Annotated in this window: 15 protein-coding genes and 6 pseudogenes; 11 read left to right on the top strand and 10 right to left on the bottom strand. The window is 50.9% G+C overall.

Translation table 11 applies throughout. The features are described from left to right. Positions 1-154: 154 nt before the first annotated feature. Complete coding sequence (locus L3069_RS23065; RefSeq protein ID WP_001143760.1) at positions 155-3,160, top strand: Tn3-like element Tn3 family transposase; 3,006 nt, start codon at positions 155-157, stop codon at positions 3,158-3,160. Between the two features lie 610 nt (positions 3,161-3,770). Next, positions 3,771-3,941, top strand: a pseudogene (locus tag L3069_RS23060) (transposase); the annotation flags it as partial. A gap of 36 nt (positions 3,942-3,977) precedes the next feature. Here L3069_RS23060 and L3069_RS23055 read toward each other — a convergent pair. After that, positions 3,978-6,985 (bottom strand): annotated as a pseudogene (locus L3069_RS23055) (Tn3 family transposase). A 188-nt stretch (positions 6,986-7,173) separates the two neighbouring features. Further along, on the bottom strand, positions 7,174-7,878 hold the full coding sequence (locus L3069_RS23050) for an IS6-like element IS26 family transposase (RefSeq protein WP_001067855.1): 705 nt from the start codon (positions 7,876-7,878) through the stop codon (positions 7,174-7,176). 63 nt (positions 7,879-7,941) lie between these two features. On the opposite strand from L3069_RS23050, the pseudogene L3069_RS23045 reads away from it, so the two are divergent. From L3069_RS23045 to L3069_RS23030, 4 genes and pseudogenes are all read left to right on the top strand, one after another. Continuing rightward, positions 7,942-8,430, top strand: a pseudogene (locus L3069_RS23045) (transposase); the annotation flags it as partial. 301 nt (positions 8,431-8,731) lie between these two features. Next, entirely contained in the window at positions 8,732-9,196 is a 465-nt protein-coding gene (locus tag L3069_RS23040) for a BRCT domain-containing protein (protein WP_000645230.1), read from the top strand. Beyond that, positions 9,196-9,765, top strand: a complete 570-nt coding sequence (dfrA19, locus tag L3069_RS23035; protein ID WP_000019304.1) for a trimethoprim-resistant dihydrofolate reductase DfrA19 — start codon at positions 9,196-9,198, stop codon at positions 9,763-9,765. The genes L3069_RS23040 and dfrA19 overlap by 1 nt, the downstream gene beginning before the upstream one ends. A gap of 10 nt (positions 9,766-9,775) precedes the next feature. Continuing rightward, positions 9,776-10,381, top strand: a complete 606-nt coding sequence (locus L3069_RS23030; RefSeq protein WP_048228299.1) for a hypothetical protein — start codon at positions 9,776-9,778, stop codon at positions 10,379-10,381. On the opposite strand, the gene intI1 is transcribed toward L3069_RS23030, so the two are convergent. Further along, a complete protein-coding gene (intI1, locus tag L3069_RS23025; RefSeq protein WP_000845039.1) occupies positions 10,368-11,381 on the bottom strand; it encodes a class 1 integron integrase IntI1 in 1,014 nt (337 codons plus the stop codon). The two genes, L3069_RS23030 and intI1, sit on opposite strands and share 14 nt — an antisense overlap. Positions 11,382-11,538: 157 nt before the next feature. Between intI1 and aph(3'')-Ib the strand changes: the two genes are divergently transcribed. The 3 genes and pseudogenes from aph(3'')-Ib to L3069_RS23010 all read left to right on the top strand — a co-directional run. Further along, positions 11,539-12,342 (top strand): aminoglycoside O-phosphotransferase APH(3'')-Ib, encoded by an 804-nt coding sequence (gene aph(3'')-Ib / locus L3069_RS23020; protein WP_001082319.1) that lies wholly within the window; start codon positions 11,539-11,541, stop codon positions 12,340-12,342. Continuing rightward, positions 12,342-13,178, top strand: a complete 837-nt coding sequence (locus tag L3069_RS23015; RefSeq protein WP_000480968.1) for an aminoglycoside O-phosphotransferase APH(6)-Id — start codon at positions 12,342-12,344, stop codon at positions 13,176-13,178. The genes aph(3'')-Ib and L3069_RS23015 overlap by 1 nt, the downstream gene beginning before the upstream one ends. 106 nt (positions 13,179-13,284) lie before the next feature. After that, a pseudogene (locus L3069_RS23010) lies at positions 13,285-13,626 on the top strand (IS6-like element IS6100 family transposase); the annotation flags it as partial. Between the two features lie 139 nt (positions 13,627-13,765). Here the strand turns inward: L3069_RS23010 and L3069_RS23005 are convergent. Beyond that, positions 13,766-13,831, bottom strand: a pseudogene (locus L3069_RS23005) (EAL domain-containing protein); the annotation flags it as partial. A 61-nt stretch (positions 13,832-13,892) separates the two neighbouring features. Here L3069_RS23005 and L3069_RS23000 point away from each other — a divergent pair. Next, entirely contained in the window at positions 13,893-15,101 is a 1,209-nt protein-coding gene (locus tag L3069_RS23000) for a type II site-specific deoxyribonuclease (RefSeq protein WP_001749969.1), read from the top strand. 33 nt (positions 15,102-15,134) lie between these two features. On the opposite strand, the gene L3069_RS22995 is transcribed toward L3069_RS23000, so the two are convergent. Next, entirely contained in the window at positions 15,135-16,568 is a 1,434-nt protein-coding gene (locus L3069_RS22995) for a DNA cytosine methyltransferase (protein WP_001288432.1), read from the bottom strand. A 98-nt stretch (positions 16,569-16,666) separates the two neighbouring features. Between L3069_RS22995 and L3069_RS22990 the strand changes: the two are divergent. Beyond that, positions 16,667-16,939: pseudogene (locus L3069_RS22990) on the top strand (IS1 family transposase); the annotation flags it as partial. A gap of 10 nt (positions 16,940-16,949) precedes the next feature. On the opposite strand, the gene L3069_RS22985 reads toward L3069_RS22990, so the two are convergent. The 5 genes from L3069_RS22985 to L3069_RS22965 are packed head-to-tail and all read right to left on the bottom strand — an operon-like array spanning position 16,950 to position 18,860. After that, positions 16,950-17,156 carry a hypothetical protein gene (locus L3069_RS22985; RefSeq protein ID WP_001749967.1) on the bottom strand — a complete coding sequence of 69 codons (207 nt, stop codon included), beginning with the start codon at positions 17,154-17,156 and terminating at the stop codon, positions 16,950-16,952. 4 nt (positions 17,157-17,160) lie between these two features. Beyond that, positions 17,161-17,802, bottom strand: coding sequence for a restriction endonuclease (locus tag L3069_RS22980; protein ID WP_001749966.1), 642 nt, complete (start codon positions 17,800-17,802; stop codon positions 17,161-17,163). A 55-nt stretch (positions 17,803-17,857) separates the two neighbouring features. Next, the gene (locus L3069_RS22975) at positions 17,858-18,169 is read right to left on the bottom strand and encodes a hypothetical protein (RefSeq protein WP_013279382.1); all 312 of its coding nucleotides are present in this window, start codon (positions 18,167-18,169) and stop codon (positions 17,858-17,860) included. Between the two features lie 35 nt (positions 18,170-18,204). After that, a complete protein-coding gene (locus L3069_RS22970; protein WP_016338363.1) occupies positions 18,205-18,519 on the bottom strand; it encodes a TrbM/KikA/MpfK family conjugal transfer protein in 315 nt (104 codons plus the stop codon). Next, a complete protein-coding gene (locus tag L3069_RS22965; RefSeq protein ID WP_012561155.1) occupies positions 18,516-18,860 on the bottom strand; it encodes a hypothetical protein in 345 nt (114 codons plus the stop codon). The genes L3069_RS22970 and L3069_RS22965 overlap by 4 nt, the downstream gene beginning before the upstream one ends. Between the last annotated feature and the right edge of the window lie 14 nt (positions 18,861-18,874).

The following is an 18,874-nucleotide window of genomic DNA, read 5'->3' as shown; positions in this document are numbered from 1 at the left end:
CCTTAAATCGAATATCGGACAACTCATGTCTATTATTACAAATTTACGATTTAATAGACATATTAATGTAACAGTTTTACGATGTCCGATAATTTATAACATTTCGTACGGTTGGAAAAATGTTACTAAATGCCCGTCAGGCAGGGAGGCCGATATGCCCGTTGACTTTCTGACCACTGAGCAGACTGAAAGCTATGGCAGATTCACCGGTGAACCGGATGAGCTTCAGCTGGCACGATATTTTCACCTTGATGAAGCAGACAAGGAATTTATCGGAAAAAGCAGAGGTGATCACAACCGTCTGGGCATTGCCCTGCAAATTGGATGTGTCCGTTTTCTGGGCACCTTCCTCACCGATATGAATCATATTCCTTCCGGCGTCCGGCATTTTACCGCCAGACAGCTCGGGATTCGTGATATCACCGTTCTTGCAGAATACGGTCAGAGGGAAAATACCCGCCGTGAGCATGCAGCGCTGATACGTCAGCACTATCAGTATCGTGAATTTGCCTGGCCCTGGACATTTCGCCTTACCCGTCTTTTATATACCCGGAGCTGGATAAGCAACGAACGTCCTGGCCTGCTTTTCGATCTGGCGACAGGGTGGCTTATGCAACATCGTATTATTCTCCCCGGAGCCACTACGCTGACCCGGTTGATTTCAGAGGTAAGGGAAAAGGCGACGTTGCGCCTGTGGAACAAACTGGCACTGATACCGTCAGCCGAACAGCGTTCACAGCTGGAGATGCTGCTGGGGCCAACTGATTGCAGCCGCCTGTCTTTACTGGAATCACTGAAAAAGGGCCCTGTGACCATCAGTGGTCCGGCGTTTAATGAAGCAATTGAACGCTGGAAAACTCTGAACGATTTTGGCCTGCATGCTGAAAACCTGAGTACACTCCCGGCTGTGCGCCTGAAAAATCTCGCACGTTATGCTGGTATGACTTCGGTGTTCAATATTGCCAGGATGTCACCGCAGAAAAGGATGGCGGTTCTGGTTGCCTTTGTCCTTGCATGGGAAACGCTGGCGCTGGATGATGCATTGGACGTTCTGGACGCCATGCTGGCCGTTATCATCCGTGACGCCAGAAAGATTGGGCAGAAAAAACGGCTCCGCTCGCTGAAGGATCTGGATAAATCTGCATTGGCGCTCGCCAGCGCATGTTCGTACCTGCTGAAAGAAGAAACACCGGACGAATCGATTCGTGCTGAGGTGTTCAGCTACATCCCAAGGCAAAAGCTGGCTGAAATCATCACGCTTGTCCGTGAAATTGCCCGGCCCTCAGACGATAATTTTCATGAAGAAATGGTGGAGCAGTACGGGCGCGTTCGTCGTTTCCTGCCCCATCTGCTGAATACCGTTAAATTTTCATCCGCACCTGCCGGGGTTACCACTCTGAATGCCTGTGACTACCTCAGCCGGGAGTTCAGCTCACGGCGGCAGTTTTTTGACGACGCACCAACGGAAATTATCAGTCGGTCATGGAAACGGCTGGTGATTAACAAGGAAAAACATATCACCCGCAGGGGATACACGCTCTGCTTTCTCAGTAAACTGCAGGATAGTCTGAGGCGGAGGGATGTCTACGTTACCGGCAGTAACCGGTGGGGAGATCCTCGTGCAAGATTACTACAGGGTGCTGACTGGCAGGCAAACCGGATTAAGGTTTATCGTTCTTTGGGGCACCCGACAGACCCGCAGGAAGCAATAAAATCTCTGGGTCATCAGCTTGATAGTCGTTACAGACAGGTTGCTGCACGTCTTTGCGAAAATGAGGCTGTCGAACTCGATGTTTCTGGCCCGAAGCCCCGGTTGACAATTTCTCCCCTCGCCAGTCTTGATGAGCCGGACAGTCTGAAACGACTGAGCAAAATGATCAGTGATCTACTCCCTCCGGTGGATTTAACGGAGTTGCTGCTCGAAATTAACGCCCATACCGGATTTGCTGATGAGTTTTTCCATGCTAGTGAAGCCAGTGCCAGAGTTGATGATCTGCCCGTCAGCATCAGCGCCGTGCTGATGGCTGAAGCCTGCAATATCGGTCTGGAACCACTGATCAGATCAAATGTTCCTGCACTGACCCGACACCGGCTGAACTGGACAAAAGCGAACTATCTGCGGGCTGAAACTATCACCAGCGCTAATGCCAGACTGGTTGATTTTCAGGCAACGCTGCCACTGGCACAGATATGGGGTGGAGGAGAAGTGGCATCTGCAGATGGAATGCGCTTTGTTACGCCAGTCAGAACAATCAATGCCGGACCGAACCGCAAATACTTTGGTAATAACAGAGGGATCACCTGGTACAACTTTGTGTCCGATCAGTATTCCGGCTTTCATGGCATCGTTATACCGGGGACGCTGAGGGACTCTATCTTTGTGCTGGAAGGTCTTCTGGAACAGGAGACCGGGCTGAATCCAACCGAAATTATGACCGATACAGCAGGTGCCAGCGAACTTGTCTTTGGCCTTTTCTGGCTGCTGGGATACCAGTTTTCTCCACGCCTGGCTGATGCCGGTGCTTCGGTTTTCTGGCGAATGGACCATGATGCCGACTATGGCGTGCTGAATGATATTGCCAGAGGGCAATCAGATCCCCGAAAAATAGTCCTTCAGTGGGACGAAATGATCCGGACCGCTGGCTCCCTGAAGCTGGGCAAAGTACAGGTTTCAGTGCTGGTCCGTTCATTGCTGAAAAGTGAACGTCCTTCCGGACTGACTCAGGCAATCATTGAAGTGGGGCGCATCAACAAAACGCTGTATCTGCTTAATTATATTGATGATGAAGATTACCGCCGGCGCATTCTGACCCAGCTTAATCGGGGAGAAAGTCGCCATGCCGTTGCCAGAGCCATCTGTCACGGTCAAAAAGGTGAGATAAGAAAACGATATACCGACGGTCAGGAAGATCAACTGGGCACACTGGGGCTGGTCACTAACGCCGTCGTGTTATGGAACACTATTTATATGCAGGCAGCCCTGGATCATCTCCGGGCGCAGGGTGAAACACTGAATGATGAAGATATCGCACGCCTCTCCCCGCTTTGCCACGGACATATCAATATGCTCGGCCATTATTCCTTCACGCTGGCAGAACTGGTGACCAAAGGACATCTGAGACCATTAAAAGAGGCGTCAGAGGCAGAAAACGTTGCTTAACGTGAGTTTTCGTTCCACTGAGCGTCAGACCCCTATTAAGCCGGTCCATCATTTTCTGTATATCTCTCATCAATTTTTATATCCGGCCTGAAGTGCACCGTTCAAGCACACCGATCAGGCAGTTAGTCACTAGTTAACTCTTTACTAGAGACTAAATTCCATTGATTTACGTGACAACGTCACGTCATTAAGGTTTGCAAATGCCTAATTTTCATACTATGGGATTTAATTAGGAGTAAATCCCACAGGTTTACATAAAGCTGACATTTAAAAGTGTTAAAAATCAATCAGATAGAAAGAAAAGGCTCTCCGGAAGAACTCTTCTCATTATTTCGCCGCCCGGGGTTATTGCTGACAGATCTGAAAGTGCTAATATGTTAGTCATTAGTAATTAGTAAAGCCTTTACTAAACGCGTTTCTACGTAAATTCTATTGGTTTTAGAGGGTCCTACTGTCCGAAGACAATAAAGTTGTACACAAAGCACTAAAGTTGTAACCATTCTCAAAAAACGACGCTAATGTTGTATGCTTACTGAATGTGTGGTTATAGGGTTGGAGACTATAAAATGCACATATAGGTACGTATCAATGTCGTTTTTTGGGTACGATCATGGGTAGGGGTAGGCGTCTCAAATCCTATTTGGATTATGAAAATGCGCTAGGTGACGGCATAGGAGTGGGCTATGGCCAAAGTTATCAGCCCTGGCTTAGAGCTCAGGACGTTAAATCCCGTGGAAACCGTTCGATAGTCTTTGGCCTTAAGACGTTTCGAAACCATCATCATGGGGTTTGAGGGCCAATGATGTAAAAAACCACGCTAAGGAGATAATTCATTGTTTAAATTGAGATTTAACGGCCTCAATTCCCCCTTCATAATATCCTCCGGTAGTGTGAACGTATAATGTCCCAGCATGTTGATATGACCGTGCATCAGAGGCGAAAGCCGCGCGATATGTTCATCCTCTGGCCCTTCCCCGATGCTGCGCAGGTGCGACAAGGCTTCCTGCATATAAAGCGTATTCCACAGCACCACTGCGTTTGTCACCAGACCCAGCGCACCCAACTGATCTTCCTGCCCCTCGCGGTAACGTTTTCTGATCTCGCCACGCTGACCGTAGCAGATGGCTCTTGCAACGGCATGGCGGCCTTCACCCCGGTTCAACTGTGTTAGGATCCGGCGACGATAGTCCTCATCATCAATATAGTTGAGAAGATACAGTGTCTTGTTAACTCTTCCGACCTCCATTATTGCCTGAGCAAGCCCTGACGGTCGGGTACTTCTCAATAGCGATCGAATGAGTTCTGACGCATGAATAGTGCCCAGCTTCAGCGAACCGGCAACCCGCATCATCTCATCCCAGTGGCTTTCGATTTTAGAAAGGTCAACACAACCCCGCGCCAGTTTGTCCAACGCCCCGTAATTCGCTGCTTTGTCGGCCCGCCAGAACACAGCCTCACCCGCATCCGCCAGACGAGGTGAAAATTGGTATCCCAGTAGCCAGAACAGGCCAAAGATAATGTCACTGGTACCTGCTGTGTCCGTCATGATTTCAACCGGGTTTAGTCCCGTTTGTTGCTCAAGTAGCCCTTCCAGCACAAAGATGGAATCCCGCAGTGTTCCAGGAATCACTATGCCATGAAAACCCGAATATTGGTCAGAGACAAAGTTGTACCAGGTGATGCCGCGCCCTGAACCAAAGTATTTTCTGTTGGGGCCAGAATTCACCGTTTTCACTGGCGTGACAAAACGCATACCATCAGCGGAGGCTACCTCCCCGCCCCCCAGTATCCTGCCAACGCTAACGAGGACTGAAAATCAACCAGCCGCGCATTGGCGCTAACCAGCGTTTCTGCTCGGATGTAGTTCTGTTTCACCCAGCTCAGACGATGGCGAGTCAGTGCAGGGATATTGTGCTTGATCAGCGGCTCATGTCCGATATTGCAGGCCTCAGCCAGCATCACCGCACACAGGCTTATATGCAGATCCTGCGCACGGGCACCTGACTCGCTGACATGGCTGAATTCACGGGTGAAGCCAGTTCTGGCGTCAATCTCGAGCAACAGTTCTGTCAGGTCAACGGGTGGAAGCAATTGTCTGACTCGGCTGCTCAGTTGTATCAGCGCCGGTGGTTCATCCAATTTATCCAGGCTGCTGATGGTCAGCGAAGGATGTTTACCTTCATTGCAGATGTCCACGGCGGTATTGCGATCAAAACGTGATGCCACCGTTTTCCAGGTTTCATCTAACTGAGCGGCCAATTGCTCCGATGCTTTACTGCCATTAGTGGGGTGACCCAATGCCCGGCAGACTGGAACCCGCTGCGCCTGCCATTCCTCCCCCTGAAGAAGTTTTTGGCGCGGATCACCCCAACGATCGCTGTTTTCCAACCAGATGTCACGACGGCGTAGCGCATCCTGAAGTCGCTCCAGCAGACACAACGAGTAACCTGCTCGCTGTATCCGACCGTCAGCATCGTACACCAGGCGTTTCCAAGGGCCTGAAATGATATGTTCAGGTGCATCGTCCAGGATCCGTTTTTTCGAGCCGTTTAGCTCTGCCAGGTAATGGATGGCAGCCAAGGTATGTTCACCGTCTGGGGCCGCACGGAAGTGCAGATCGCGCAGTAGTGCGGGCAAAAAACGCCTTACCCGTCCGTATTGCTCCACCATTTCATCCTGAAAGTTTGTATCCTGGGGGCGGGCCAGTTCATTCACTTTTTCCACGGACTCTGCCAGTCTGGCGACAGACACACTGCTGAATATGGTCTTTCGCAGCAAATCATCGGCGGTATCTTCATCAAGTAAAAGTGCGCATGCCCGCGCCAGCAGCAACGCCGCGCGGTCAAGATCCTTGAGCGTCCTAAGTCGCTTTTTCTGCCCGGTTTTCTTCGCCTCCCGGGTAATATTGAGGATCAGCATATCCAGCACGTCAACGGCCTCGTCCAGCGCCGAGATTTCTTGCGCTTTCACGAATGCGGTAAGGATCGCCAGCCGCCGTTCTTCTGGCATTCTGCTGATATATTTCACCGATGCCATTCCGGCATAGCGTGCCAGATTGCGGAGCTGTATGGCGGGCAGCCCAGTGAAATTCAGACAGGAAAACTCCAGGCTGCGCAGGCGAGTGTAACGTTCAAGTGCTTCAGTGAACGCGGGGCCGCTGATAGTGACAGGGCCTCTTTTTAGGTGCTCCATCACTGAGAGTCGCTGTCCTTCGGGGATTTCAAGTAACCCAGCCAGTTGTGCGGTCTGCCAACGGTTTGGCAGCGCGGCCAATTTTCGCCACAAGCGGCGGGTCGCACGCTCACGGATTTCACCAATGACTCTCGTCAGGGTGGATGCGGCTGGCAACAACACTTTATTTTGAAGCAACCACGCGGTGGCAAAATCGAACATCAGTCCGGGGCGTTCATTACTGAGCCATGCACGGGTATACAGCAATCGCTTCAGTCTGAACGACCACGGGAAATCACCGAAATCATGATAGCTATAGTGCTGCCTGATAAGCCCGTGGTGCTCCCAACGTGTGTTTTCCCTTTGAGCATAGCGGGAAATGATCTCTGGATAGCGGATGTTAAGTTGCCTTGCGACATAAAACTGGACACCGGGCGGTATTTGCATGAGATCGGACAAGAAGGTTCCCAGAAAGCGGGCAGTTGTGAGTTGAAGGGCAATTCCCAACCGGTTATGCCTGCCCCTACGCAGGTTGATGAAAGTAAGGTCTCGCTCATCAAGATGAAAATACCGTGCCAGCTGGATCTCGTTTGGCTCTGCGGCATAACGCCCGTAGTTCTGTGTCTGTTTGTCGGTCAGAAAATCAGCAGCCATCACGCATCCTTTCGTAAACGGGTGTTCTGTTCTCTTTTTAACCGTCTCAAATGTTATGAGTTTTGATACCACCCAAAACGGTACTGAATGTCAGTATCAAAAATCGTGATTTATGCATTATGATACTACACAGTATGGCACTGTTGCAAAGTTAGCGATGAGGCAGCCTTTTGTCTTATTCAAAGGCCTTACATTTCAAAAACTCTGCTTACCAGGCGCATTTCGCCCAGGGGATCACCATAATAAAATGCTGAGGCCTGGCCTTTGCGTAGTGCACGCATCACCTCAATACCTTTGATGGTGGCGTAAGCCGTCTTCATGGATTTAAATCCCAGCGTGGCGCCGATTATCCGTTTCAGTTTGCCATGATCGCATTCAATCACGTTGTTCCGGTACTTAATCTGTCGGTGTTCAACGTCAGACGGGCACCGGCCTTCGCGTTTGAGCAGAGCAAGCGCGCGACCATAGGCGGGCGCTTTATCCGTGTTGATGAATCGCGGGATCTGCCACTTCTTCACGTTGTTGAGGATTTTACCCAGAAACCGGTATGCAGCTTTGCTGTTACGACGGGAGGAGAGATAAAAATCGACAGTGCGGCCCCGGCTGTCGACGGCCCGGTACAGATACGCCCAGCGGCCATTGACCTTCACGTAGGTTTCATCCATGTGCCACGGGCAAAGATCGGAAGGGTTACGCCAGTACCAGCGCAGCCGTTTTTCCATTTCAGGCGCATAACGCTGAACCCAGCGGTAAATCGTGGAGTGATCGACATTCACTCCGCGTTCAGCCAGCATCTCCTGCAGCTCACGGTAACTGATGCCGTATTTGCAGTACCAGCGTACGGCCCACAGAATGATGTCACGCTGAAAATGCCGGCCTTTGAATGGGTTCATGTGCAGCTCCATCAGCAAAAGGGGATGATAAGTTTATCACCACCGACTATTTGCAACAGTGCCCTCAAAACTCCGTACCGCAATGGCACCACCCATGTGATCTTCGAGCCGCTGGACTTCATCGCCAAACTCGCTGCGTTGGTACCTAAGCCGCGAGTCAACCTCACACGCTTCCACGGCGTCTTTGCACCGAACAGCAAACACCGAGTTCAAGTAACACCCGCCAAGCGGGGCAAGAAGCCCGACAAATCGGAAGGTCTCGATACTAACTGGCGTGACAAGAGTCCTGCAGAGCGCCACCGCGCCATGACCTGGATGCAACGCCTCAAGCGAGTCTTCAATATTGATATTGAAGTCTGCGAACACTGCGGCGGTCACGTCAAAGTGATTGCCAGCATCGAAGATCCGAAGGTCATTGAGCAGATTCTCAAGCATCTGAAACAGAAAACAGCCAAGGCGAATGCCGCCAAGCAGCGTGAGCTGCCACCAGAACGAGCGCCGCCACTGACTCCCAGCCTGTTCGATCCATCACAGAGTCGTCTCTTTGACTGACGACCCCAAATCCAACACTGCTCAACACTGCCAACTTTTAAACGGGGCGGTGGGGCAGTTTGTATCTCTCGAGCTATCAGGCTAGAGATTTTACCGCCAAATCGAACCTTATTAGAGCGGTTTAGGCTGGACCGGCAGTTAAAATTGGGGCTTGAGCGGTAAACGAGTGAGGGAATTTCAGGTAAGATACTTCGGATGAGGAGCAAAAAGGTGGTTTATACTTCCTATACCCAGTAGTGTTCCCCTGTCGGTTTGGTTGGGGTCGATGCCCCACTTTGGGCGCGGCGTTGGGCGCCGCAAGATGAAAGCTCTGTGTGAAGGCTTGGATATTAAGACCTTGGATGATTTCAATGCCATCACCGAAGAGCAGATCGTTAGCGTCGACAAATTCAGCTACAAAACTGCCGCAAAAGTGCTTGCAGGTATGGCTGAACATGCCGAGCTATTCAACAAGATTCAATCAATCATCGGGTTCAAACAGCAGGTCACTTCGGGGGATCGTTTTACCGGTGAGAAGATCGTGATCACCGGTTTTCGTGACGCGGCCTTGGAGAAGCTGATTGAAGCTGAGGGTGGTGAAGTGCAATCATCAGTCTCGTCGAAGACCACCATGGTGATCGCGGCATCCACTTCCGGATCTTCCGGCAAATTGAAGAAAGTGCACGATCTCAACAACAGCGGAAAGGCAAATATCAAACTGATTGATCTGGCCACCTTCCGTAAGCAATATCTGGAACAACCAGCATCGACTGGTTTGGAGTTTTAATGAGTCACCCACAACTTGAGCTAATAGTCGCTGTGGATTCTAAGTTGGGATTCGGGAAAGGCGGCAAGATTCCATGGAAATGCAAAGAAGACATGGCGCGATTTACGCGGATTTCTAAAGAGATCCGCGTGTGCGTTATGGGGAAACACACGTATACTGACATGCGTGACATGCAGTTAGAAAAGGATGGCGCCGAGGAGCGAATCAAGGAGAAAGGAATTCTCCCCGAACGCGAATCGTTCGTGATCTCCTCGACGTTAAAACAAGAAGATGTCATAGGCGCTACTGTCGTTCCTGATCTTCGTGCTGTGATCAACCTGTATGAGAATACCGATCAACGCATTGCTGTCATTGGTGGGGAGAAGTTGTACATTCAAGCTCTTTCATCAGCAACGAAACTGCACATGACCATAATTCCAAGAGAGTTCGACTGTGATCGATTTATTCCTGTTGATCCGATCCAGAACAATTTTCACATTGATTCCAGTGCCAGCGAGACTGTGGAGGCAACCGTTGATGAGACTCAAGAGCGCATTCACTTTGCTACTTACGTGCGTAACAATCAGTAACGCGCTGGCAGTGGAAGAACAAGAACCAGAAACGAAGCAGACGGTGTTGGCCGTCTGCTTCGAAACATCATTATTGGCTCGAGAACTGATCGAGAATACCATTCTTGCGGACGACATCCAAAACAATACAGAAAAGATAGCTTTGCAGTTGTCGGAGCCCCTCCCCCCAACTTATAATGGGATTATTGCTGGGCTAAACAATGCTGTCGCCATGCGTGGGACAGCAAACGTTGAATCGCCATCAAGAGCATCCACAGATTTACGTGCAGCCGTCATCGGTTTATGGTGTATAAATGACACCATAGCCGCCCTGAATCAGACTGATAATGCAGTCTTACAGGACGGCGAGTTGCAACAAACACTTGTCGATTATTACAACAACTTATTGGCTGACATCGTTTGTCGTTTTCAGAAGACGGCTGCACTGAACGTCAGAAGCCGACTGCACTATAGCAGCGGAGGGGTTGGATCCATCAGGCAACGACGGGCTGCTGCCGGCCATCAGCGGACGCAGGGAGGACTTTCCGCAACCGGCCGTTCGATGCGGCACCGATGGCCTTCGCGCAGGGGTAGTGAATCCGCCAGGATTGACTTGCGCTGCCCTACCTCTCACTAGTGAGGGGCGGCAGCGCATCAAGCGGTGAGCGCACTCCGGCACCGCCAACTTTCAGCACATGCGTGTAAATCATCGTCGTAGAGACGTCGGAATGGCCGAGCAGATCCTGCACGGTTCGAATGTCGTAACCGCTGCGGAGCAAGGCCGTCGCGAACGAGTGGCGGAGGGTGTGCGGTGTGGCGGGCTTCGTGATGCCTGCTTGTTCTACGGCACGTTTGAAGGCGCGCTGAAAGGTCTGGTCATACATGTGATGGCGACGCACGACACCGCTCCGTGGATCGGTCGAATGCGTGTGCTGCGCAAAAACCCAGAACCACGGCCAGGAATGCCCGGCGCGCGGATACTTCCGCTCAAGGGCGTCGGGAAGCGCAACGCCGCTGCGGCCCTCGGCCTGGTCCTTCAGCCACCATGCCCGTGCACGCGACAGCTGCTCGCGCAGGCTGGGTGCCAAGCTCTCGGGTAACATCAAGGCCCGATCCTTGGAGCCCTTGCCCTCCCGCACGATGATCGTGCCGTGATCGAAATCCAGATCCTTGACCCGCAGTTGCAAACCCTCACTGATCCGCATGCCCGTTCCATACAGAAGCTGGGCGAACAAACGATGCTCGCCTTCCAGAAAACCGAGGATGCGAACCACTTCATCCGGGGTCAGCACCACCGGCAAGCGCCGCGACGGCCGAGGTCTTCCGATCTCCTGAAGCCAGGGCAGATCCGTGCACAGCACCTTGCCGTAGAAGAACAGCAAGGCCGCCAATGCCTGACGATGCGTGGAGACCGAAACCTTGCGCTCGTTCGCCAGCCAGGACAGAAATGCCTCGACTTCGCTGCTGCCCAAGGTTGCCGGGTGACGCACACCGTGGAAACGGATGAAGGCACGAACCCAGTGGACATAAGCCTGTTCGGTTGGTAAGCTGTAATGCAAGTAGCGTATGCGCTCACGCAACTGGTCCAGAACCTTGACCGAACGCAGCGGTGGTAACGGCGCAGTGGCGGTTTTCATGGCTTGTTATGACTGTTTTTTTGTACAGTCTATGCCTCGGGCATCAAGGCGAGCTCAGAGACCATGGAAAGCATGTTCTCGGACTTACGTAGCAACTCGTTTCTTTTCGCAGGTTGAGCCACCTCCGCGCTTCATCAGAAAACTGAAGGAACCTCCATTGAATCGAACTAATATTTTTTTTGGTGAATCGCATTCTGACTGGTTGCCTGTCAGAGGCGGAGAATCTGGTGATTTTGTTTTTCGACGTGGTGACGGGCATGCCTTCGCGAAAATCGCACCTGCTTCCCGCCGCGGTGAGCTCGCTGGAGAGCGTGACCGCCTCATTTGGCTCAAAGGTCGAGGTGTGGCTTGCCCCGAGGTGATCAACTGGCAGGAGGAACAGGAGGGTGCATGCTTGGTGATAACGGCAATTCCGGGAGTACCGGCGGCTGATCTGTCTGGAGCGGATTTGCTCAAAGCGTGGCCGTCAATGGGGCAGCAACTTGGCGCTGTTCACAGCCTATCGGTTGATCAATGTCCGTTTGAGCGCAGGCTGTCGCGAATGTTCGGACGCGCCGTTGATGTGGTGTCCCGCAATGCCGTCAATCCCGACTTCTTACCGGACGAGGACAAGAGTACGCCGCAGCTCGATCTTTTGGCTCGTGTCGAACGAGAGCTACCGGTGCGGCTCGACCAAGAGCGCACCGATATGGTTGTTTGCCATGGTGATCCCTGCATGCCGAACTTCATGGTGGACCCTAAAACTCTTCAATGCACGGGTCTGATCGACCTTGGGCGGCTCGGAACAGCAGATCGCTATGCCGATTTGGCACTCATGATTGCTAACGCCGAAGAGAACTGGGCAGCGCCAGATGAAGCAGAGCGCGCCTTCGCTGTCCTATTCAATGTATTGGGGATCGAAGCCCCCGACCGCGAACGCCTTGCCTTCTATCTGCGATTGGACCCTCTGACTTGGGGTTGATGTTCATGCCGCCTGTTTTTCCTGCTCATTGGCACGTTTCGCAACCTGTTCTCATTGCGGACACCTTTTCCAGCCTCGTTTGGAAAGTTTCATTGCCAGACGGGACTCCTGCAATCGTCAAGGGATTGAAACCTATAGAAGACATTGCTGATGAACTGCGCGGGGCCGACTATCTGGTATGGCGCAATGGGAGGGGAGCAGTCCGGTTGCTCGGTCGTGAGAACAATCTGATGTTGCTCGAATATGCCGGGGAGCGAATGCTCTCTCACATCGTTGCCGAGCACGGCGACTACCAGGCGACCGAAATTGCAGCGGAACTAATGGCGAAGCTGTATGCCGCATCTGAGGAACCCCTGCCTTCTGCCCTTCTCCCGATCCGGGATCGCTTTGCAGCTTTGTTTCAGCGGGCGCGCGATGATCAAAACGCAGGTTGTCAAACTGACTACGTCCACGCGGCGATTATAGCCGATCAAATGATGAGCAATGCCTCGGAACTGCGTGGGCTACATGGCGATCTGCATCATGAAAACATCATGTTCTCCAGTCGCGGCTGGCTGGTGATAGATCCCGTCGGTCTGGTCGGTGAAGTGGGCTTTGGCGCCGCCAATATGTTCTACGATCCGGCTGACAGAGACGACCTTTGTCTCGATCCTAGACGCATTGCACAGATGGCGGACGCATTCTCTCGTGCGCTGGACGTCGATCCGCGTCGCCTGCTCGACCAGGCGTACGCTTATGGGTGCCTTTCCGCAGCTTGGAACGCGGATGGAGAAGAGGAGCAACGCGATCTAGCTATCGCGGCCGCGATCAAGCAGGTGCGACAGACGTCATACTAGATATCAAGCGACTTCTCCTATCCCCTGGGAACACATCAATCTTACCGGAGAATATCGTTGGCCAAAGCCTTAGCGTAGGATTTCGCCCTCTCCCGCAAACGACCCCTATGGTGCAGCGATCACCGAATTGAAGCGCGAAGGAAAGCTGGACCGGGAGACGGCCCACCGGCAGGTGAAGTATCTCAATAACGTGATCGAGGCCGATCACGGAAAGCTCAAGATACTGATCAAGCCGGTGCGCGGTTTCAAATCGATCCCCACGGCCTATGCCACGATCAAGGGATTCGAAGTCATGCGAGCCCTGCGCAAAGGACAGGCTCGCCCCTGGTGCCTGCAGCCCGGCATCAGGGGCGAGGTGCGCCTTGTGGAGAGAGCTTTTGGCATTGGGCCCTCGGCGCTGACGGAGGCCATGGGCATGCTCAACCACCATTTCGCAGCAGCCGCCTGATCGGCGCAGAGCGACAGCCTACCTCTGACTGCCGCCAATCTTTGCAACAGAGCCTCCGTCGCCATGCTCACCTCGCTTTGGTGCACACGAGTATTGAGCATAGTCGAGATTGGTGCAGATCACTTCTGATATTGAACTGTCAGGAGCTGGCTGCACAACAGCCATTACGCCCAATCAACTGGTGCAGTCGTCTTCTGAAAATGACACTGTTTGTATATAATCATGAAAAAATGGTGAGTAGAGTTTCAGGGTAACAGGGGATGCTTATGTCGGTTTTCCACAACTGGCTACTTGAGATCGCATGTGAGAATTACTTCGTCTACATCAAACGCCTTTCCGCCAACGATACCGGCGCAACAGGTGGTCACCAGGTAGGGCTTTATATCCCTTCAGGTATCGTTGAAAAACTCTTTCCGTCTATCAACCATACCCGTGAACTGAACCCTTCGGTTTTTCTCACCGCACATGTGTCATCGCATGATTGCCCTGACAGCGAAGCCAGGGCAATTTATTATAACAGCCGTCATTTTGGTAAAACCCGGAATGAAAAAAGGATTACCCGCTGGGGTAGAGGCAGCCCACTTCAGGATCCTGAAAATACAGGGGCTCTGACGCTCCTGGCTTTCAAGCTTGATGAGCAAGGGGGGGACTGTAAGGAAGTAAATATTTGGGTATGCGCCAGCACTGATGAAGAGGACGTCATTGAGACCGCTATTGGTGAAGTTATACCCGGAGCGCTTATATCCGGCCCCGCAGGACAGATTCTAGGCGGACTATCTCTACAGCAAGCGCCAGTAAATCATAAATATATTCTACCTGAAGACTGGCACCTGCGCTTTCCGTCGGGAAGTGAAATTATTCAGTATGCAGCCAGCCATTATGTGAAAAATTCCCTTGATCCGGATGAGCAACTTCTTGACCGCCGGCGCGTGGAGTACGACATATTTCTATTGGTTGAGGAACTGCATGTTCTGGATATCATCCGGAAAGGATTTGGCTCTGTGGATGAATTTATTGCGCTGGCCAATTCTGTCAGCAATCGCCGTAAATCCAGAGCCGGGAAGTCGCTGGAACTGCACCTGGAGCATCTATTCATTGAGCACGGCCTGCGACACTTTGCGACGCAGGCCATCACAGAAGGTAATAAAAAACCCGATTTCCTTTTCCCTTCCGCAGGGGCTTACCACGATACTGAGTTTCCCGTAGAAAATCTGCGCATGCTGGCAGTCAAGACTACCTGTAAGGATCGCTGGCGTCAGATACTGAATGAGGCCGATAAAATTCATCAGGTGCATCTGTTTACACTCCAGGAGGGAGTTTCTCTGGCTCAATATCGGGAGATGCGGGAGTCGGGTGTCAGATTGGTCGTGCCATCATCTCTGCACAAAAAATACCCGGAGGCGGTGAGAGCTGAGCTAATGACGCTAGGTGCGTTTATTGCTGAGCTGACAGGGCTTTACGCAGATATTCCATAGATTATCTCCCGGCATAAATACCGGGAGGAGCGATCAGATTCGTTCAACCTTGCACGAATCGGCATTAACCGCTTTCAGGATATAAGGTTCAAGCAGTTTGGCTACGGCTTCAAACACGGGCACCACTACGGAGTTACCGAACTGCCTGTACGACTGAGTGTCTGACACAGGAATGCGAAAAGGCCTGCCATCTACTTTTTCAAAACCCATAAGGCGCGCGCACTCTCGCGGAGTCAGCCTGCGGGGCCGATGCGCCTGATTTTCTTCGTTCGCGAAGTCTGTTTCACCTGTGGCCATATCCCAGCCACGGTCTATCAGAATTTCAGACCCGTCTTTGTGATAGCGAGCAGAAAGCGTACGGGCAATGCTTTCTTTATTTTCAGGATTAACGAGGCCAAAACCGAATCCGTTACCCTTAGCTGCGTGCTTTTTGGCGTAGTTATAGAGATACTCCCAGAGTTTCGGCGTCAGTATATATTTGCTGTCAACCACGGGTTCCAGCAGTTCGCCAAATGACGGACGCTGTTCCGGATAAAAACGACTAATATCGCGCAGGGTAAAGCCCTGGTGAATGTTCAGATCACGGCGGAAACCGACCAAAACGATACGTTCTCGGTGCTGAGGTAAAAAGTGCTTTCCGTCGATAACTTTAGGATCGTTTTTGCCCATCTCAGCTGCATCCGCAACTTCATAGCCCAGTTCGTCGAGGGTATCCATGATGACTTTAAAGGTTTTACCCTTGTCATGGCTCTTCAGGTTTTTAACGTTTTCAAGAACAAAGATGGCAGGTTTTTTTGCGCGGATAATACGCGCCACATCGAAGAAAAGCGTTCCCTGAGCCTCACATTCGAAACCATGCGCGCGCCCGAGCGAGTTTTTCTTGCTTACGCCCGCAAGGCTAAACGGTTGACAGGGGAAACCTGCTAGAAGTACATCATGATCCGGCACATGCTCATTAATGTAAGCATAGGCATCGTTTTCAGGTACTTCAGGTTTATCACTGAGCGTGACTTCACGAATATCGAGATTGAAAGTGTGTTCCTGAGCATCGTTAAACCAGTTAGCTTTATATGTGCGCACAGCCTCTTTATTCCATTCACTGGTAAAAACGCACTGGCCACCGATGGTTTCGAAGCCCTTCCGTATACCTCCAATCCCAGCAAACAGGTCAATAAACCGGAAGGCATAGTCAGGGTGATGTGCAGGCGCTTCCGGAAGCATTTTTCGTAGAAGTTCCTCTTCGGCTAACGTCAGCGTCTTAGGTGAGCACTTACCATTAATCCAGCGATTAAGAGTCTCGCGACTCCACTCATTTTTACCAACTTTTCTAAGCAGTTCAGCCACGTACTTCTGGTCATAGATTTCCAGCACCTGCCCGAGCAGCTTTTTATCATTTTCCTGTCGCAGTTGTTCTTCCGCTTCTGCTTTCTCAAGCAGATCCTGCGCCAGTAATTCAAATTCAGACATATTGCCTCCATTGGGTCTTATGGGTGAAACTGTATCACTCATTTGACCCAGATTGAATGTTTTTATCTGGATATTTAAACAGGTTTATTGTTAGGTAACGCACGTTGGCCACGCTGGAGCGTCTTCTGGGCCTGCTGTCGGCCTTTGAGGTCGTGGTATGGATGACGGATGGCTGGCCGCTGTATGAACCCCGCCTGAAGGGAAAGCTGCACGTTATCAGCAAGCGTTACACTCAGCGCATTGAGCGACATAACCTGAATCTGAGACAACATCTGGCAAGGCTGGGACGGAAGTCACTGTCGTTCTCAAAATCGGTGGAGCTGCATGACAAGGTCATCGGGCATTATCTGAACATAAAACACTATCAGTAAGTTGGAGTCATTACCGGTTCTCTTTGTCTTTTAGTGATTCTATAAACCTCATTACGTCTGAATATAAAAATCTATTATTTGATTTATGTGGCTCATGAGGTTGTGGGATGGTCTTGTTTTTGAATGTGCCAGTTTTCTTAATGGCAAAGATTAACTCACCTTCTGTTATTCCTAACATTTCAGCAAATGTTTTTGCTTCTATAGTTACTGACTTCATTTAATTAACTCTCATGGTATCGATTTTCTTTACCGGCATCTTTAACAATGGTGCTCGTTTCTAGTGTTGCTGCGGTACGCTTCATCATCGTCTGCGGGGCGGTTGCGATAGTGAAGGAGCTGCCGGGCGTGAGCAAATCTATCAGGCGCTGGCCGCTGATAATCTCCATCCGTTCACTGGCAATACTGACAGATTTTGAACCTGCGCCGGTTTTCCCGGTATGGCAAAACAGACCGCGACAGTTATGACGTTTAAGCAACTTCTCGAACTCCTGTACGTGCTGTAAAGCAATATGGCCGCGATAGCGTTTAGCCTGAATAAGATAGCGATATTTTCCTATTATTACCTGGCCGTCAATGCCTCCATCGCCGGTATAGCGTTTGTTTCTGATGGTTCTGAAGCCATGCGCTTCAAATCCTTCCAGCAACAGTTCTTCAAACACAAAAGGATCAATTTTCCTCAGGTAGTTAATTTTTTGTGGGAAGCCCGGCAACGTCTTTATGCGCTCCAGCACCCGCCGCGCACTTTGCTGCTTCCTTTTGTGTCGCCTGTGCCGTACTGAACGCCGGAAGAATACAACGGCAAGCAGTGCGATGGCGCTGCAAGCCCATAGAATAAGGTTTTCTGTAGTGGGGAAGGGGATCATGGTCATAGTGGGCTTTCTGAGGGTAAAGAAAAGGGCGGTTAAACCGCCCTGGTGTTTAGCGACGGCTGTATACCTGCCACGAAGCGCTGCCTGACTGATTCTGGCAAATCCGCCCGTAAAGTACGGTGCCGGTCGAGTAGCGGGCGCCATTCAGATAGCAATAGCCGCTGGATTGCAGCAGTTCGTTGCGCAGCTTTTCTTCCTGCTTTGATAGCCGGGACTCCGCAGACTGCAAACGAACGGATAATTCGTTAATCTGGCGTTGCTGGTTATTCATCTGGCTCTGCATCGCATTACCTTTATCCTGGCTGACGCAACCAGTTAAGAGAGCTGTACAGGCTAATGCACTTAATATTATTTTTTTCACGTTGGCTCCTTAAATTGAGATTATTCCTAGCCCGCCTATAAGCGAACTTTCCCGTATTTACTTATGATCTGGCTTATCATCGACTGGTTACTTCCACCTTCGCCATTATCCGGGCATTCATTAAGAAAAGCCTTCCTGGCATCCCTCGTGTGGTTGGGTAAAAAGCCGTGCTTGTTCTTTTTAACGATATTGAAGAAAGCAGCTTCAGCACTGTTACACTCGCTTCCGCCGCTATCGCCGGTGAGCTTGCCCGCCATGCACATAATAACTTTGCAGGGATCTTCAGCATGGCTGGCAGGAAGATAAAGCAGACTACCAGCTGCTATCAGAGGGATTAAGAGTTTCTTCATTGTTTTGTCCTTAACAGTTTGTTCAGATATACACCCGCCAGAATGTTGATAACGGTAAGTAATATTAATAATAACGCAGAGTTATAAATAGATTTGTAACCTATATCGCCTGCGATATATTCGACAATAAAAACGAAAATCGTTAACATTGCGAACAACTTGATTAACTTTCCTGTAATTTTCTTAACGATATAAGCAACTGAATAAGAGCCGGATTTGATGATGCTGGCGAGTAACCTGATAGCATGGACTCGGAATTTTCTTAAAATGGGCGGAATGGAAAATGCCTTTTTCTTCCTTCTGCCTTTTTGCTTTTCCGCAAAATCAATAACATCGCCCATTTTTATACTCTCCG

The organism is Enterobacter cloacae complex sp. ECL411, assembly GCF_021869665.1.
Classification (GTDB): domain Bacteria; phylum Pseudomonadota; class Gammaproteobacteria; order Enterobacterales; family Enterobacteriaceae; genus Enterobacter; species Enterobacter intestinihominis.
The sequence above is the reverse complement of the archived record's forward strand: the minus strand, read 5'-3'. Positions and strand labels throughout refer to the sequence as shown.

Excerpts from the sequence above, each read along its gene's own strand:
- L3069_RS23015 (WP_000480968.1), top strand. The coding sequence starts at position 12,342 with ATGTTCATGCCGCCTGTTTTTCCTGCTCATTGGCACGTTTCGCAACCT.
- dfrA19 (WP_000019304.1), top strand. The coding sequence starts at position 9,196 with ATGAGTCACCCACAACTTGAGCTAATAGTCGCTGTGGATTCTAAGTTG.
- L3069_RS23050 (WP_001067855.1), bottom strand. The coding sequence starts at position 7,878 with ATGAACCCATTCAAAGGCCGGCATTTTCAGCGTGACATCATTCTGTGG.
- L3069_RS22995 (WP_001288432.1), bottom strand. The coding sequence starts at position 16,568 with ATGTCTGAATTTGAATTACTGGCGCAGGATCTGCTTGAGAAAGCAGAA.
- L3069_RS23000 (WP_001749969.1), top strand. The coding sequence starts at position 13,893 with ATGTCGGTTTTCCACAACTGGCTACTTGAGATCGCATGTGAGAATTAC.
- intI1 (WP_000845039.1), bottom strand. The coding sequence starts at position 11,381 with ATGAAAACCGCCACTGCGCCGTTACCACCGCTGCGTTCGGTCAAGGTT.
- L3069_RS22965 (WP_012561155.1), bottom strand. The coding sequence starts at position 18,860 with ATGGGCGATGTTATTGATTTTGCGGAAAAGCAAAAAGGCAGAAGGAAG.
- L3069_RS23040 (WP_000645230.1), top strand. The coding sequence starts at position 8,732 with ATGAAAGCTCTGTGTGAAGGCTTGGATATTAAGACCTTGGATGATTTC.
- L3069_RS23065 (WP_001143760.1), top strand. The coding sequence starts at position 155 with ATGCCCGTTGACTTTCTGACCACTGAGCAGACTGAAAGCTATGGCAGA.
- L3069_RS22985 (WP_001749967.1), bottom strand. The coding sequence starts at position 17,156 with ATGAAGTCAGTAACTATAGAAGCAAAAACATTTGCTGAAATGTTAGGA.
- L3069_RS22980 (WP_001749966.1), bottom strand. The coding sequence starts at position 17,802 with ATGATCCCCTTCCCCACTACAGAAAACCTTATTCTATGGGCTTGCAGC.
- L3069_RS22970 (WP_016338363.1), bottom strand. The coding sequence starts at position 18,519 with ATGAAGAAACTCTTAATCCCTCTGATAGCAGCTGGTAGTCTGCTTTAT.